General features: G+C 72.0%; 17 protein-coding genes and 1 pseudogene. 8 read left to right on the forward strand and 10 right to left on the reverse strand.

Annotated features, from left to right (window positions below; genetic code table 11):
• Nucleotides 1–78: 78 nt before the first annotated feature.
• The 4 genes from ACWIHY_RS00995 to ACWIHY_RS01010 all read right to left on the reverse strand — a co-directional run bounded on the left by ACWIHY_RS00995 (nt 79) and on the right by ACWIHY_RS01010 (nt 4,354).
• Nucleotides 79–1,086 (reverse strand): TIGR04222 domain-containing membrane protein, encoded by a 1,008-nt coding sequence (locus ACWIHY_RS00995; RefSeq protein ID WP_454373418.1) that lies wholly within the window; start codon nt 1,084–1,086, stop codon nt 79–81.
• Between the two features lie 13 nt (nt 1,087–1,099).
• Nucleotides 1,100–2,602 carry a multinuclear nonheme iron-dependent oxidase gene (locus ACWIHY_RS01000; protein WP_454373419.1) on the reverse strand — a complete coding sequence of 501 codons (1,503 nt, stop codon included), beginning with the start codon at nt 2,600–2,602 and terminating at the stop codon, nt 1,100–1,102.
• 90 nt (nt 2,603–2,692) lie between these two features.
• Nucleotides 2,693–3,478 (reverse strand): DUF4142 domain-containing protein, encoded by a 786-nt coding sequence (locus ACWIHY_RS01005; RefSeq protein ID WP_454373420.1) that lies wholly within the window; start codon nt 3,476–3,478, stop codon nt 2,693–2,695.
• Between the two features lie 135 nt (nt 3,479–3,613).
• Complete coding sequence (locus tag ACWIHY_RS01010) at nt 3,614–4,354, reverse strand: aminoacyl-tRNA hydrolase (protein ID WP_454373421.1); 741 nt, start codon at nt 4,352–4,354, stop codon at nt 3,614–3,616.
• An 85-nt stretch (nt 4,355–4,439) separates the two neighbouring features.
• Here ACWIHY_RS01010 and ACWIHY_RS01015 point away from each other — a divergent pair, with 85 nt between their 5' ends.
• The 3 genes from ACWIHY_RS01015 to ACWIHY_RS01025 are packed head-to-tail and all read left to right on the forward strand — an operon-like array spanning nt 4,440 to nt 5,910.
• Entirely contained in the window at nt 4,440–5,117 is a 678-nt protein-coding gene (locus tag ACWIHY_RS01015) for an AIM24 family protein (RefSeq protein ID WP_454373422.1), read from the forward strand.
• 54 nt (nt 5,118–5,171) lie between these two features.
• Nucleotides 5,172–5,309, forward strand: a complete 138-nt coding sequence (locus tag ACWIHY_RS01020; RefSeq protein ID WP_454373423.1) for a hypothetical protein — start codon at nt 5,172–5,174, stop codon at nt 5,307–5,309.
• Between the two features lie 43 nt (nt 5,310–5,352).
• Entirely contained in the window at nt 5,353–5,910 is a 558-nt protein-coding gene (locus ACWIHY_RS01025; protein WP_454373424.1) for a GNAT family N-acetyltransferase, read from the forward strand.
• Here the strand turns inward: ACWIHY_RS01025 and ACWIHY_RS01030 are convergent.
• From ACWIHY_RS01030 to zapE, 5 genes and pseudogenes are all read right to left on the reverse strand, one after another.
• Nucleotides 5,897–6,784, reverse strand: a complete 888-nt coding sequence (locus ACWIHY_RS01030) for a polysaccharide deacetylase family protein (protein ID WP_454373425.1) — start codon at nt 6,782–6,784, stop codon at nt 5,897–5,899. The two genes, ACWIHY_RS01025 and ACWIHY_RS01030, sit on opposite strands and share 14 nt — an antisense overlap.
• A 130-nt stretch (nt 6,785–6,914) precedes the next feature.
• Nucleotides 6,915–7,134, reverse strand: a pseudogene (locus ACWIHY_RS01035) (polyphosphate kinase 2 family protein); the annotation flags it as partial.
• 239 nt (nt 7,135–7,373) lie between these two features.
• Nucleotides 7,374–8,759 (reverse strand): alkaline phosphatase PhoX, encoded by a 1,386-nt coding sequence (locus ACWIHY_RS01040; protein WP_454373426.1) that lies wholly within the window; start codon nt 8,757–8,759, stop codon nt 7,374–7,376.
• 127 nt (nt 8,760–8,886) lie between these two features.
• Nucleotides 8,887–9,312: an OsmC family protein gene (locus ACWIHY_RS01045; protein WP_454373427.1), complete on the reverse strand. Its 426-nt coding sequence runs from the start codon at nt 9,310–9,312 to the stop codon at nt 8,887–8,889.
• 39 nt (nt 9,313–9,351) lie between these two features.
• Nucleotides 9,352–10,449: a cell division protein ZapE gene (zapE, locus tag ACWIHY_RS01050; RefSeq protein WP_454373428.1), complete on the reverse strand. Its 1,098-nt coding sequence runs from the start codon at nt 10,447–10,449 to the stop codon at nt 9,352–9,354.
• 37 nt (nt 10,450–10,486) lie between these two features.
• Here zapE and ACWIHY_RS01055 point away from each other — a divergent pair, with 37 nt between their 5' ends.
• From ACWIHY_RS01055 to ACWIHY_RS01075, 5 genes are all read left to right on the forward strand, one after another.
• Nucleotides 10,487–11,269 (forward strand): pyrimidine reductase family protein, encoded by a 783-nt coding sequence (locus ACWIHY_RS01055; protein ID WP_454373429.1) that lies wholly within the window; start codon nt 10,487–10,489, stop codon nt 11,267–11,269.
• Nucleotides 11,270–11,419: 150 nt separating this feature from the next.
• Nucleotides 11,420–11,890 (forward strand): indole-3-glycerol phosphate synthase, encoded by a 471-nt coding sequence (locus ACWIHY_RS01060; protein ID WP_454373430.1) that lies wholly within the window; start codon nt 11,420–11,422, stop codon nt 11,888–11,890.
• Nucleotides 11,891–11,932: 42 nt separating this feature from the next.
• Nucleotides 11,933–13,342, forward strand: coding sequence for a UDP-N-acetylmuramate--L-alanine ligase (murC, locus tag ACWIHY_RS01065; RefSeq protein ID WP_454373431.1), 1,410 nt, complete (start codon nt 11,933–11,935; stop codon nt 13,340–13,342).
• Nucleotides 13,343–13,352: 10 nt separating this feature from the next.
• The gene (gene msrB / locus ACWIHY_RS01070) at nt 13,353–13,760 is read left to right on the forward strand and encodes a peptide-methionine (R)-S-oxide reductase MsrB (RefSeq protein WP_454373432.1); all 408 of its coding nucleotides are present in this window, start codon (nt 13,353–13,355) and stop codon (nt 13,758–13,760) included.
• Between the two features lie 72 nt (nt 13,761–13,832).
• Complete coding sequence (locus tag ACWIHY_RS01075) at nt 13,833–14,531, forward strand: class I SAM-dependent methyltransferase (protein ID WP_454373847.1); 699 nt, start codon at nt 13,833–13,835, stop codon at nt 14,529–14,531.
• Here the strand turns inward: ACWIHY_RS01075 and ACWIHY_RS01080 are convergent.
• The coding region (locus tag ACWIHY_RS01080; protein WP_454373433.1) for a tetratricopeptide repeat protein at nt 14,520–14,722 on the reverse strand (203 nt) is incomplete at its 5' end. The two genes, ACWIHY_RS01075 and ACWIHY_RS01080, sit on opposite strands and share 12 nt — an antisense overlap.

Raw genomic sequence — 14,722 nt, forward strand, 5'->3', positions numbered from 1 at the left:
GTCGACCGTGCGTACGCCGGACAGGCCCGTCGGCGGGACGCTCGTCGGCAGGCCGCCTGTCCGGCGCGTGAGCAGCGGTCAGGAGCTGCTGCCGCAGCTGGAGCCCGAGCTGCAACTCGAGCCGGAGCTCGAACTGCAACTGGAGCCGGAGCTCGAACCGCAGCCGGACCCGCCGCTGCTGCCGCAGCTCGACCCGCCGGACCCGCCCGCCCCGGAGCCCGGATCGCCCGAACTGCTGCCACAGCTCGAATGGCCGGAAACCGACCCGGCGCACCAGACCAGAGCGGTCGCGTAGGTGGTGGTGCTGTCGCCGCTGCCCGGCGAGGCCGGGCGGCGAACGCCCGGTGTCAGCCGCGCCGCCGTGCGCAACTGGTCCTGGAGCAGGGGGTCGGGCAGCGCCCGCAGACCGTGCACCGCCACGAGATGGCCGGGGCGGGTGTCCGGGTGCGAGAGGGCGTACGCCGCGGCCGCCGCCCGGCCCGCGGGGGTGACACGGGCGGCGGCCCGGCCGGCGTTGACGGCGCCGCACACGATTCCCACGACCAGGGCGGGCAGCACCAGGGCGGGGAACAGAGCGGAGGACTCGCCCGCGAAGGTCACCACGACCGACACCACGATGGTCACGGGCAGCCCGAGGACGCAGCCCAGTACCAGGGCTATGCTGCCGTTGCGCCACGTGCGGCCCGCCCCGGGCGGGACCATCAGGCCACGGAACGCGAGGCCGTCGCCGATCTCCTGCACCGCCGCATTGGCCATCACGGCGTGCCGCAGAGTGTGCAGCGCACCGTTGGGGGCGGCGGCGAGCTCGGCGAGCACGGCCCGCTCCACCGGGTCGTACGCGACGGTGCTCCGCGCCGAGGCGACGCCGGGGCCACCGATGGCGAGGCGGTTGTCGGAGTACATCGTGGTGAGCGCGGTGTCCACGGCCCGGGAGGGGCCGCCGTTGAGGAACGCGATCTCCATGAGGTCGTCGGCCCGGCCGGGGCCGCCGCCGTCGGGGCCGCGGTGGAGGGCGGAGATGCCCCGGGCCAGTACGGCACAGGACGCGACCACGGCGGACGCGATCAGCACAGCGAGTACGGTCATGATCATCAGCGCGTCACTTCCGGACGAGTGCGGCACGCGCCGCACGGACGAATCGGGTCGTACGGCGGGGAGGGTGCGGGGCCGCGCGGTCCTGCCACCAGTGGGTCAGTCGGCGGCGGGCGGCCTCGTCCCCGGGCCGGCCGGTGGCCAGCAGCTGCTCGGCGAAGTCGAGGGCGTCGCGCCGGTACCCCGCGGTCATGGGGCGGGACTTGGCGTACCGGAGGAACTCGTCGCGGTAGGCGGCCCCCAGGATCTCCGGGAGTTCGGGGGCGACCTTGGCCACCACGTCGGCCCGCTTCCCGGCGAGCGCACCGCTCTGGACGCGCAGCCGCGCGGAGTCGAATCCGCCGGGGACGGGAGTCCCGGCGACCAGGGCGGAGAGCAACGCGGTCTGCCCCACGGCGACCCGGGTACGGGCGTTGTTCCCCTGCCCGGTCCCTGCCCCGGCCGTGCGACCGGCCACCGGTCCCGCGGCCACCGGTCCCGCCGCTGGGCGGTGCGCGCCCCGCGGCGGGGTCGCGGCCACCGGCCGCGCGGGGGTGCCGGCCTCGCCGCGCGGCGAAGCGGTGAGGGCCGGGACGGGCACCGGGCTTCCGGCGTACCGGGCCGGCCCGGGCTCCGCGTGGGCTTCACCCCGCCGGGGCGCGGCTGCGGCGGCGGGGCGCGGGGCCCGGGGCCCTGCGGCAGGCCGGGCCGGAAGCGTCACCGCGGCACGGATCGCGGCCAGCTCCCGGGCCAGTTCCTCCGCCGGCGGGAAGTTGTCGTCGCGTTCCAGGAGGACGCCCGGGGGGTCCGTCCGGGAGCGGAGGTCCGTCAGGATGTCGAGGACGGGCCGGGTCACGGGGTGGGCGTGCGTGTCGTGCCACACGCCGCCCTTCTCGATGCCGCCCGCCACGTGGACGTACGCGATCGCCTCCACCGGGAGCTCGTCGAGCGCCGCCGAGGGGTCCTCGCCCCGGTTCACGTGGTTGGTGTGGAGGTTGGCCACGTCGATCAGCAGGCGGACCCCGGTCCGGTCCACCAGCTCGGCCAGGAACTGACCCTCCGTCATGTCCTCGTCCGGCCAGTTGATCAGCGCCGCGATGTTCTCCAGCGCCAGTGGCACCGGAAGCGAGTCCTGCGCGATGCGGACGTTCTCGCACAGCACGTCGAGCGCGTCCCAGGTGCGCGGCACCGGCAGCAGGTGGCCGGCTTCCAGCCGCGGGCTCGCCGTGAGGGGGCCTCCCGCCCGTACGAACGCGATGTGCTCCGTGACGAGAGGGGAGCCCAGGGCTTCGGCCCGCGCCGCCAGGTCCGCCAGGCGGGCCGGGTCCGGGCGGTCCGCGCCGCCCAGGCCCAGCGAGACGCCGTGCGGGATCACCTTCGTACCGCGGGCGCGAAGGCGGAGGAGGGAGTCGGGGAGATGGCCGGGGCAGAGGTTCTCCGCCACCGCCTCCACCCAGTCGATGCCGGGCAGCCCCTCCACCGCTTCGGCTATCTCCGGCCGCCACCCGATACCCGTACCGAGACGCTCCATGATTCCCCCTCCTCCGCTTCGTGCAGGGGTAATGGCCCCGGCGAGCGGCGCCGAACCCGGAGGAGGGGACGTTCAGAGGTTGATTTGAGGTTAGGGCGACGGCTCGGGGCGGTTCGTATTGACCGCCGGGCTGCCGATCTCACCCTCCGGCTGTGCGGAGGGCTGCGAGGTGAAGGTCTGGTCGCCGGACGGTACGGCCGCCGGCGGTGACGGGACCGTCACGGAGCCGTCGGGCGGCGGCGGGCCGCTGGGGCTCGCGGTGGCGGTGCCCGCCGCCTCGTTCGCCAGGGCGTCGAAGTCGACCAGGCCGGTGGCCTCCAGCATGGTGATGTGGTCGAGCACGGTCTGGTTCGCGTCGGTCGCGAGCTGCCGTATCAGTGAGTTGCGGGTGGTGTGCCGCACCTGCGCGACGAGCGAGAAGACCTTGCCGTGCGCGTTGCGCAGCAGGTTGGCGAACTTCCGCTCGTACTCCGGACCGCTCGCCGCCGAGAGCTCCCGCAGCCAGCCCTGCTGCTGCTCGTTGGGCTGGTTCGGCAGCGGCACGTTGAGCTGGGCGGCCACCTTGCGGGCCCGCTTGTCGAGATCGGCGTGGCCGACGATCAGGTGGTCACCGGCCTCCTTGATCGCCTCGCTGGGGGCGCGTTCGAGTGCCTGCTGGCCGGCGGGAAGCTCCCAGAGACCGGCCAGGCGCACCTTGATCAGGAAATCCCGGTCGGTCGCGGACAGGGGACCCCACTGGGTCGCCACAGTCGAGGCGTTGAGGTTGGCCTGGCCGGTGCCCGAGCGGTCGGCGTAGGACCACACAGGGAAGGCGAGCGCGCCAATAGTGGCGACAAGTGCCGCGATGATGAGTGCCGTTCCGTTGATGCGTCGCAACAAAGTGTCTCCCGAGCCGATGCGTTACACCGTCGAACCAACCGCCTGCCGGGCGGCCGGACAACCTACTTGCAAGTATTCGTAGGTACGTATGATGCCGCCGGCGCGTTCAATGGCGCCCGGCGCGTATCCGGTTCAGGGCCGCCGCCCCCGACCGCGCAGCGCCGGATGGTCCGCGACCACAGTGCAGGAGCCGGGCGCGATCTCCGTGAACCCCGCGTCCCGCACTATCGGCAGTCCGCTCGCGGTGAGCTTCCGCCAGTGCTGCCCGTCCTCGGGCGTACGGACCGAGAGCGGGAAGCCGGCGTCCTGCCACGCCGTGCGGTCCGCCTCCGTCAGCTCCCACCAGGCCAGTTGGGCGCCGTGCCCGGCCTGCGCCATCGCCTTGCCCGCGGACATGTCGAGGTCCGGGCTCAGCCACAGCACCGCACCCTCGGGAAGGGCCGGGGACGGCGGCCGCTGATCGTCCAGGTCCGTACCGGAGACCTGGAGCTTCGCCAGCTCCTTGGGCCAGCCGTCCAGCGGTACGGGCGGGAAGACCCGTACCTCCGCGGCCTCCCCCGTGACCGTGATCCCCGGCAGCGCCGACGCCTTGCGCCACTCCGCGCCCCGCGCCCGCCGCACCACCTTGCGGATCCGGGCGTCCTGCCAGAGCCGCATCGTCTCGGCCCACTCGCCGTCGCCGAGGGACCGCTCGTCGCAGAGCATCACCAGCACCGCGCGGGCCGCGGTCTCCAGGGCGTCCGTGCGGGCCGGCGGATCGTCCTTCTCGATGTGGACGACGAGGGGCAGTACGAACTGCGGGGCCTCGTCGCGCGCCGTCTGCTCGTGCCGGAAGGGGCTGTCGGGGACGCCGGGGGTGTCGTTGTTGCTCACCGGCCCAGTCTGCCAGCAGGGTCTCCGGGCATCTCCTCCCCAGGTACCTTGGCGGAACGTACGGCTCCGGGCGAGGATGCTCCGCATGAAGAGCGATCTTTTTGCCACAGAGAACATGGCACAGCAGGCAACTGTCCCCGGAATGACCCTCCAGAACGCCAAGTCGGTGAAGTACGCCGTCAATGGCGAGATGCACGCGCGACAGGGCTCGATGATCGCCTTCCGCGGCAACCTCCAGTTCGAGCGCAAGGGTCAGGGCATCGGCGGGATGCTCAAGCGCGCCGTGACCGGCGAGGGCCTGGCGCTGATGGCCGTCCGTGGCCAGGGCGAGGCATGGTTCGCGCACGAGGCGCAGAACTGCTTCATCGTCGACATAGACCAGGGCGACGCGCTCACGGTCAACGGCCGCAACGTGCTGTGCTTCGACGCGACCCTCTCCTACGAGATCAAGACGGTGAAGGGCGCCGGCATGACCGGCGGCGGCCTCTTCAACAGCCTCTTCACCGGCTACGGCAAGCTCGCCGTGATCTGTGAGGGCAACCCGATCGTGATCCCCGTGACGCAGCAGCAGCCGGTGTACGTCGACACCGACGCGGTGGTGGGCTGGAGCGCTCAGCTCAGCACGTCGCTGCACCGCTCGCAGTCGGTCGGCTCCATGATCCGCGGTGGTTCCGGCGAGGCGGTCCAGCTGATGCTCCAGGGCGACGGCTTCGTCATCGTCCGGCCGAGCGAGCTGAAGCCGGAGAAGGCGGCGAGCAGCTGATCCGGCCGGAGCGAGCCTGCTCGGGCCCCGGTGGGCCCGAGTAGGCTCGTACGCATGGACGAGAAGGAACCGGTGTACGCCGAGTGCGTGCTGTGCGGGAAGCCGACCGAGTACCCGGAGTCGGTCAAGGGCGTCGTGTACTGCCCCGTCTGCGAGTGGCAGGAAGCGCAGCGCATGGCCTGCTCGGGGTGAAATCCCGTGGACAGACCGCCGGGCGGCCGGGATCATCCGCACGGTGACAGATCGAGACGAGCAGGGGCGGACGGAGCGGCAGGTCCGCTTCGTGGAGCTGGACGGGGCGGTCATGACCGCCCTGCTGGAACGTGACCTGGACGGGGCGAGTGCCGCGGCGGGGGTCCCCCTGACCGGCTTCTTCCTGACCGACAGCGCGCTGTGGCTGTGGCGTTACCGCCTCGGGCAGATGGCCGGTGACCCCGCGGGGGCGCGCTGGTGCGGGCGGCTCGCGGTGTGCGCGCCGGGCGGGGCGGTCGTCGGACACGGCGGGTTCCACGGTCCGCCCGACGAGCGCGGCATGGTCGAGGTGGGTTACGCCGTCGACCCCGCCTTCCGCCGCCGGGGATTCGCCAGGGCCACCCTCACCGAGCTCCTCCGCCGGGCCGCCGCCGAGCCGGGCGTGACCACCGTCCGGGCGTCGATCCGGCCCGACAACGTGGCTTCCCTTGCCACCATCGCCGGTTTCGGCTTCACCGAGGCCGGCGAACTGTGGGACGAGGAGGACGGGATGGAGACGCTGTACGAAGTACCGGCCGCCCGCCTGCTCAGCGCTTCATGAGCTCCGACACCTTCACGAAGCGGTAGCCGCGCTCGCGCAGTTCCGGCACGATCCGCCGGATCGCCTGCTCGGTCACCGGCGCCGCGCTGCGCGTGCAGTGCATGACCACCAGCGAGCCCGGCCGCACCCCGGCCAGGACCTGCTCGGCCACCGCGTCCCCGTCGCGCGCGAAGGCGTCGCCGCTGACCACGTCCCACTGGACCGCCGTCACCTTGGCCGGGGCGAGTGCGCGCAGGGCCTCGTCGTCGTAACAGCCGCCCGGGAAACGGAAGTACGGGACGATGTTCCGCGCCCCGGCCTTGCGAAACGCGGCGAAGGCGCGCTCGACATCGGTTCGCATCTTCTGAGTGGAGACCGTCGGCAGGCCGTAGCAGGGCGACTTGAAGGCGTGGTGGCTGTACGAGTGGTTGGCGATCTCGAAGAGCGGGTCCCGGCCGATGGAGCGCGCCTGGTCCGGGTACTCCTCGGCCCAGCGGCCCGTCATGAACACCGTCGCCGGGACGTTCAGCTCGCGCAGGGTCGCGATCAGGGCGGGGTTGTCGAAGCGCTCGCCGCGTGCGGCGCGCGGGCCCTGGTCCGCCGTCATGTCGGCGTCGAAGGTCAGCGCGACGGTTTTGGCACGGGTGCCGGGGGCGCGTTCGAAGACGGGGGTGAGACCGCCGGGGCCCGCCGCGAGGGTGGGGGCGGCGCGCTCCGGCCCGGAGTTCAGCGACGGCGACGGCGAGGCGGCGCCGGCGGGGCGGTCGGAAACAGACGCGGAGGCGGGTGGCGGAGCGGCGAGCGATCCCCGGGACTCGCCACTGCCGGTGCCGCATCCGGCGAGTGCCGCGCCGATTGCCGCCGCCGTCGCCAATCTTCGTACGAAAGTGGTCACTGACGGAAAGTATCCGATCATTCGCGAAGCTTCCGTCTGCTACGCGGGCACTACTGCCGAACGGGTGTCGGGGGCGGGCGGCCAAGCAGCCCGACGCGTCGGGTCGGGCGCCACCCGGCAGATCCTCGGATCAGAGGTCGCCCAGTAGCCCCCTGCGGCACTCCGCCGGGTCGAAGTCCGCCCGCGGATACCGCGGATCCAGCGCTACCACGTGTTCCAGCAGCAGCTGTCGACCGCCCAGTTGCGGTACCACTTCCGGTCGGCCGGGACCACGAACCAGGGAGCGGCCCCCTCGAGCAGCGCTCCGGCGCCACCTCGTACGCCTCCTGGTAGGCGTGCCACAGCGCACGCGCAGCGGCTCACTCAGCGCGCTCGCGGGCCCTCGCTGCTCCTTCGCGGGCCTCTTCCGCGCCTGCGCACCCCTCGCCGGTCGCATCCGCCCCCTGGATCCCGCGACGGCCCGGCGGAAACCGCGACCGCTGCGGGACCCGGCGACGCCGGGACGTGGCCCCGGCCCACGCTCCGGGCCGGCGGACTCCCGTTTCCCGCGAGGGGGCTGGCCCGCGCCGCCCGCCCTCTCCTGGTCAACTCAGCCGTGGAACGGGCCCGTTACGGCGAACGTCGTACCCGGCGTGTAGCAGTTCACGTACATCGTCGCGCAGTCCGGCGAGAAGGCGACGCCCGCGAACTCACCCCACTCCGGTTCCTCCGGCGAGCCGATGTTCTGCCGGCCGCGCGCCATCGCGTACACCTCGCCGCGCTTCGTCAGCCCGTACACGTGCTGCGCGCCGTTGCCGTCCTCGCACACCATCAGGCCGCCGCGCGGAGCCAGGCAGATGTTGTCGGGGGACTCGCCCGGCAGCTGGATGTCGGTGCTCGGTCCGAAGACCACGACCAGGGTCAGACGCCGCCTCTGCGGCTCGTACTTCCACACCTGCCCGAAGTGGTCGGCCGCCGAGCCCTCCGCGCTGCGCGCGAAGCTGGAGACGAAGTAGACCGCCTTGTCGCCCCAGTAGCAGCCCTCCAGCTTCTGGGCGTGGGTGATGCCCTTCCGGCCGAAGTCCTGGAGCCGGATCGGGGTCTCCTTCGCCAGCGGGTCCGGTACGGGCACCCACTCGACGCCGCCGAAGCTCGCGCCGGTCTCCTGGACCGCCGACAGGTCGGGTACGCCCGGGACGCGCATCGCCTCCAGGGCGCCGCCCGCGCGCAGCGAGCCGGTGCCGCCCAGCGGCTTCTCGGGCAGGAAGCGGTAGAAGAGGCCGAAGGGTTTCTGGAACGCGTCCTCCGTCTCGTACACGATGCCGCTGCGCGGGTCCACGGCGATCGCCTCGTGCTGGAAGCGGCCCATCGCGGTGAGCGGGACGGCGCCGGTGCGGCGCGGGTCGACGGGGTCGGCCTCGAAGATGAAGCCGTGGTCCTTGGTGTAGCCGTTGGTGCCGGCCTTGTCCTCGTTCTCCTCGCAGGTGAGCCAGGTGTTCCAGGGAGTGGGCCCGCCCGCGCAGTTGACGGCCGTACCGGCGATGGCGACTCGCTCGCCGAGGACGTTGTTGCGGCCGTCCAGGGCGATGGCCGTACAGCCGCCCTTGGCCGCGGGGTCGTACGTCAGGCCCTTGACGGTCGGCACGCCGATCGCGGCGGTGTGGCGGTTCTCGTGGTTGCGGACCAGGTGGACGCGGCCATGATGGCCTCTGAAGGCGCCCATGCCGTCGTGGTTGGAGGGGACCTTGCCCTCGCCCGAGCGCAGCGGCCCGCCCTCACGGGAGAGGACCTTGTAGCGGAAGCCCTCGGGCAGGTCGAGGAGTCCGTCCGGGTCGGGCACGAGCGGCCCGTAACCCCTGCGGCCCAGTCCCTGGGCGGCGGCCGTGCCGGCGAAGATCTCCGACACGGACCCGGCGAACGCGATACCGACGCCCAGGGCGCCCGCGCGGGCCAGGACCTGGCGGCGGGACGCGGGCGATGAGGCTGTTTCAGTCATGAGGTGTCTCCCTGCTGGCGGACAGGAACATGTGACCCGCACGTGTGTAGCACGCAAGTGATCTCACGTGAACCATGCGGGCCACACCGCCTCAAGCGTCGCATCAGCCCGACGCGTGCGCCCCAGGTCAGACGAGTGACGCGCTCAGCGTGATCGTCGTACCCGCCAGCGCCTGGCTGACCGGGCAGTTCGCCTTGCCTTCCTCGGCCGCCTTGACGAACGCCGCCTCGTCCATGCCCGGCACCTCGCCCTGCACGGTGAGGTGGACGCGGGTGATGCCCTCGCCCGGCACGAAGGTGACCTCGGCCTTGGTGTTGAGGCGGGTCGGCGGGGTGCCGGCCTTGGCGAGCACGTTGGAGAACGCCATGTTGTAGCAGCTGGACTGAGCGGCGGCGATCAGTTCCTCGGGGCTCGTCCTGCCGTTCGGCTCCTCGGTACGGGCCGGCCAGGAGACGGGGTACTCGCCGATGCCCGACGAATCGAAGGTCACGGTGCCCGTGCCCTTGAACAGGTCGCCTTCCCAGACGGTGTGTGCCTGACGCGTTGCAGCCATATCGATAGCCCTTCTCGCGGATGGTGATCCAGGCCCAACTTACTGCGCGATCAGGCCCTTCGCGTCGCGCGCCAGGGCGGTCAGCCGGGAGATCGCCCGGAAGTACTTCTTCCGGTAGCCGCCGTTCAGCATCTCTTCACTGAACAGCCGGTCGAACGGCAGCCCGGAGGCCAGCACCGGCACCTCGCGGTCGTACAGCCGGTCGGCGAGCACGACGAGCCGCAGCGCCGTCGACTGGTCGGGCACCGGACGCACGTCGGTCAGGCAGACGGCGCGCACCTCGTCGGTGAGCGCCCCGTAACGGCTCGGGTGGACCTTGGCGAGGTGGTCGAGCAACTGCGGGAAGGCGTCGAGGCTGGCGCCTTCGGTGGCGTACGCCGCCTTGGTGACCTGCTCGTCGGAGTACGGGGGAGGAGCCTCGGGCAGCCCGCGGTGGCGGTAGTCCTCGCCGTCGATGCGCAGCGGCCGGAAGTGCGCCGACAGGCCCTGGATCTCGCGCAGGAAATCGACGGCGGCGAAGCGGCCCTCGCCGAGCTTGCCGGGCAGGGTGTTGGAGGTGGCGGCGAGCGCCACGCCCGCTTCTACGAGCCTGCGCAGCAGTGACGACACGAGCACCGTGTCGCCCGGGTCGTCGAGCTCGAATTCGTCGATGCACAGCAGGCGGTGCCCGCTCAGCGTCCGCACGGTCTGCTGGAAGCCCAGCGCGCCGACCAGGTTCGTCAGCTCCACGAAGGTCCCGAAGGCCTTGAGCTCGCGGGGCGCCGGGGTGGCGTGCCAGAGGGAGGCGAGCAGGTGCGTCTTGCCGACGCCGTACCCGCCGTCCAGGTAGACGCCGAGCGGCGCGGCGGGCGCGGCGGGCTTCTTCCCGAACTCGAACCAGCGCCGCTTGCCGCCGCCGATCGCCGAGGCCCCGCCGAGACCGGCCGCGAAGGTGCTCAGGACCCGGACCGCCTCGGTCTGGCTCGGCTGGTTCGGGTCCGGGACGTACGTATCGAAGCGCACCGAGTCGAAGCGCGGCGGCGGCACCATCTCGGCGACCAGACGGTCGGCGGGGACGTGCGGCTCGCGTGCGCACAAGGACATGGGGGCCGCTTCGGCTATGGGAGCGGACCCATGAGCGGCGGTGGAGGACGACACGGGGCTCAAGTCTAGGCGCCGTGCCACACTGCTCGACATGCGACGCCTGTTCCCTGTGACCGACGAAACAGTCTCCGCCGCCTCCGCCGCCGCCGGCGAGTGGAGCCTCGACGAGCTGGCCGACGCCTACGCGTATCCGAAGGAGCGCGGAGCGTCGGGAGCCTGGCTCCGGGCCAACATGGTCTCCTCGCTCGACGGGGCCGCCCAGCACGAGGGCCGCTCCCAGCCGATCTCCTCCGACACCGACATGCGGATCTTCGGCACGCTGCGCGCGCTGGCGGACGTGGTGATCGTCGGTGCGGAAACGGTCCGTCTCGAGGGCTACCGGCCGGCCCGCGCGCGCGAGGCCTTCGCGGCGCGCAGAGCGGCCGCCGGCCAGGGCCCCGCGCCCGCCGTCGCGGTGGTCAGCGCGAGCCTGAACCTCGACTTCTCCTTGCCGCTCTTCACGTCCCCGCTGGTTCCGACGCTCGTACTGACCGGCGCCACGGCTCCGCTCGACCGGGTCCGGGCCGCCCGGGAGGCCGGGGCGGAGGTCCTGGTCGTCGGGGACGGCGCCACGGTGGATCCGCCGACCGCGGTGGAGGCGCTGGCGGAGCGCGGGCTCACCCGGCTGCTGACCGAGGGCGGGCCGCGGCTCCTCGCACAGTTCATCACCACCGGGGTGCTGGACGAGCTGTGCCTGACCGTCTCGCCGATGCTCACCGCCGGCCGCGCCCAGCGGATCGCCGACGGGCCCGGCGTGGCGGTCCCGGAACGCTTCGCACTGGCGTCCGTGCTGGAGGAGGCCGGGTTCCTTTTCACCCAGTACCGTCGGATCTGACAATCGGCGGAATTCGCCGTTCCGCTTAGCCCCCGCTGGGCACACTTACTCACGCAGACCCCGTGCGGGCACGGGGAAGGATGGTTTCCGCAGGGGGCCGGCGGCGCTACCCAGAAGCGCCGGCCCAAGAAGAAGAGAAGGGCGCCCGTCGTGTTCACGAGCGTATTGATGATCGAGAAGCCCCTGACTTCCGTCGACGTGGAATTCGTCACGACCCTCCACGGCGACGAGAGTGTCTCCTTCGTCGTCCTGATGCAGCCCCGCGGCGACCAGGCCGACGTCCTCCTGCGCGCCATCGACGACGTAGCGCTCGGCCAGGTCGACGAAGCCGTCCGGGAGGCCGACGAGCCCCGCGGCGAGAAGGCGAAGCCGCTCGCGCAGCGCGGCCTGGAAGCGACCCTGGAGGCGCTGCGGGCGCACGGCAACCAGGCCGTCGGCCAGGTCGTCGAGGACCACCCGCTGGACCTGCTCAAGTCGGTCGTGTCCGAGACGGGAGCCGACGAAGTGATCGTTCTGACCGCGCCGCACTACGTCGAGGAGTTCTTCCACCGGGACTGGGCCTCCCGCGCCCGTCACAAGGTCGGCGTACCGGTGCTCAAGCTCTTCTCCCACAACGAATAGGCTGGGGCACCGCTCACACGTCACACCTTGGGAGACACACGTATGGCACCCGGCCTTCCCACCGCCATGGACCGACCGCACTTCATCGGCATCGGCGGCGCCGGAATGTCGGGGATCGCGAAGATCCTCGCCCAGCGCGGCGCACGGGTCGCGGGCAGCGACTCGCGCGAGTCCGCGACCGCCGAGTCCCTGCGCGCGCTGGGCGCCACGGTCCACATCGGCCACGCCGCCGCGCACCTGGCGGACGACTCGACGTGCGTCGTCGTCTCCAGTGCCATCCGCGCCGACAATCCCGAGCTGGTGCGCGCCGCCGAGCTCGCCATCCCCGTCGTGCACCGTTCCGACGCGCTGGCCTCGCTGATGGGCGGCCTGCGGGCCATCGCCGTCGCGGGCACCCACGGCAAGACGACCACGACCTCGATGCTGGCCGTCGCCCTGACCGAGCTGGGGCTCGACCCGTCGTACGCGATCGGCGGCGACCTCGAAGGCCCCGGCACCAACGCCCGGCACGGCGAGGGAGAGATCTTCGTCGCCGAGGCGGACGAGAGCGACCGCAGCTTCCAGAAGTACGACCCCGAGGTCGCCATCGTCCTCAACGTCGAGCTGGACCACCACGCCAACTACGCCTCGATGGACGAGATCTACGACTCCTTCGAGACCTTCGTCGGCAAGGTCGTCCCGGGCGGCACGCTCGTCATCTCGGCGGACCAGGCCGGCGCCGTAGAACTGACGTCCCGCCTCCGTGACCTGTCCACCCTGAAGATCGTCACGTACGGCGCCTCCCCGTCGGCCGACGTACGCGTCCACAAGGTCACTCCGCGCGGCCTGACCAGCGAGGTCACGGTCGTGCTCGACGGCCGCTACCTCACCTTCACGGTCTCGGTCCCCGGCAGTCACTACGCCCACAACGCGGTCGCCGCCCTGGCGGCGGGCGTCGCCCTCGGCATCCCGGCGCACAACCTCGCCTCCGCCCTCGGCAAGTACACCGGCGTCAAGCGCCGCCTCCAGCTCAAGGGCGAGGCGAACGGCGTACAGGTCATCGACTCGTACGCCCACCACCCGACCGAGATGACCGCCGACCTGGAAGCCATGCGCGGCGCGACAGCGGCCGGCGACTCGCCTTCCGGCCGCCTCCTCGTGGTCTTCCAGCCCCACCTCTTCTCCCGCACCCAGGAGCTGGCCACCGAGATGGGCCAGGCCCTGGCCCTCGCGGACGCCTCGGTGGTCCTCGACATCTACCCGGCCCGCGAGGACCCGATCCCCGGCGTCACCAGCACGCTGATCATCGACGCGGCCCGCTCGGCCGGCGCCGACGTGACGCCGGTCGCCGACAAGGCGACGGTTCCCGACGTGATCGCGGGAATGGCGAAGCAGGGCGATCTTGTTCTCACGATGGGAGCGGGCGACGTGACGGATCTCGGCCCGCAGATCCTTGCCCGTCTGTCGAACTGAGGGAGCCCCCATGTCGTACGACGTCGAGAAGCCCGACGAGCAGTGGCGCGCGGAACTGACCCCCGCCGAGTACGCCGTCCTGCGCCAGGCCGGCACGGAGCCCGCGTTCGTCGGTGAGTACACGGACACCAGGACGACCGGCGTGTACTCCTGCCGCGCGTGCGGGGCGGAGCTGTTCCGCTCCGACACGAAGTTCGAGTCGCACTGCGGCTGGCCGTCGTTCTACGACCCGAAGGACACGGACGCGGTCGAGCTGATCTCGGACGCCTCCCACGGCATGGTCCGCACCGAGGTCCGCTGCGCGAAGTGCGGCTCGCACCTGGGCCACGTCTTCGAGGGCGAGGGCTACCCCACCCCGACCGACCAGCGCTACTGCATCAACTCCATCTCGCTGCGGCTGACCCCCGACGAGGCCTGAGCCCGAAAGAGGACGTCCTTGACCCCGCGGCCGCGGTACCTCAGTAATCCAGGGGAGCCTGTCTACGACGTGATGGAACGCAGGCACATCGATGTCGCGCAGGCGCACGACGAGCCCGCCCTTCCCGATCTGTTCACCGCCATCTACCGCACCAACCGCTGGGGTTCCGGCGAGACGCGGTCGGGACCGGGGTCGGAGGTCCAGCGGATGAAGGGCGTCATCACCCTGCTGGGCGAGCTGGTCAGGGACCTGGGGATCCGGTCGGTGCTCGACGCGCCGTGCGGGGACTTCAACTGGATGCAGTACGTCGACCTCGGCGGCGCCAGCTACACGGGCGGCGACATCGTGGCCGAGCTGATCGAGGACAACGCGCAGCGCCACCGGGCGGCCGGGCGGACCTTCCAGCTGCTCGACTTCACGGCCGAGCGGGTGCCGCGGGTCGACCTCATCCTCTGCAGGGACGCGCTGGTGCACTTCTCCTACCAGCACGTGATCGAGGCGCTGACCCGGTTCAGGGACAGCGGGTCGCGGTTCCTGCTCACGACGACGTTCGCGCACACGCTGACCAACACCGACATCCTCACCGGCTGGTGGCGGCCGATCAATCTGCGGCTGGCCCCGTTCGGGCTGCCCGAGCCGCTGCGGGTGCTGCGGGACGACGAGTCCGACGACTTCTACGACGACAAGGTGCTGGCGCTCTGGGACCTGCGGCAGATCCCGGCACGGTTCGCCTACGAGCAGCCCGCAGGGGCCGTCCGGTCAGGCGCCTGAGCCGTCCGTGTCCGCCGGCGACTCCGTCCGCAGCCGGGCCACCAGCAACAGCGCGTCCGCTGCCGCCCGGGTGCGGGGATGACGCTCGCCGAAGACCTCCCGGCACGTCTCATGGACGGCCGTGAACTCGGCTTCGGCGGCAGCCGGCCGGTTGCTGTCCTTGAGCAGGCCGGCGAGGTTGTGGCGGACCG

Source organism: Streptomyces sp. NPDC055287, from assembly GCF_053646035.1.

Coding starts and splice junctions, on each gene's coding strand:
- ACWIHY_RS00995 (WP_454373418.1), bottom strand. CDS start 1,086: ATGACCGTACTCGCTGTGCTGATCGCGTCCGCCGTGGTCGCGTCCTGT.
- ACWIHY_RS01000 (WP_454373419.1), bottom strand. CDS start 2,602: ATGGAGCGTCTCGGTACGGGTATCGGGTGGCGGCCGGAGATAGCCGAA.
- ACWIHY_RS01055 (WP_454373429.1), top strand. CDS start 10,487: ATGCGACGCCTGTTCCCTGTGACCGACGAAACAGTCTCCGCCGCCTCC.
- ACWIHY_RS01020 (WP_454373423.1), top strand. CDS start 5,172: ATGGACGAGAAGGAACCGGTGTACGCCGAGTGCGTGCTGTGCGGGAAG.
- msrB (WP_454373432.1), top strand. CDS start 13,353: ATGTCGTACGACGTCGAGAAGCCCGACGAGCAGTGGCGCGCGGAACTG.
- murC (WP_454373431.1), top strand. CDS start 11,933: ATGGCACCCGGCCTTCCCACCGCCATGGACCGACCGCACTTCATCGGC.
- ACWIHY_RS01075 (WP_454373847.1), top strand. CDS start 13,833: ATGGAACGCAGGCACATCGATGTCGCGCAGGCGCACGACGAGCCCGCC.
- ACWIHY_RS01040 (WP_454373426.1), bottom strand. CDS start 8,759: ATGACTGAAACAGCCTCATCGCCCGCGTCCCGCCGCCAGGTCCTGGCC.
- ACWIHY_RS01045 (WP_454373427.1), bottom strand. CDS start 9,312: ATGGCTGCAACGCGTCAGGCACACACCGTCTGGGAAGGCGACCTGTTC.
- ACWIHY_RS01015 (WP_454373422.1), top strand. CDS start 4,440: ATGAAGAGCGATCTTTTTGCCACAGAGAACATGGCACAGCAGGCAACT.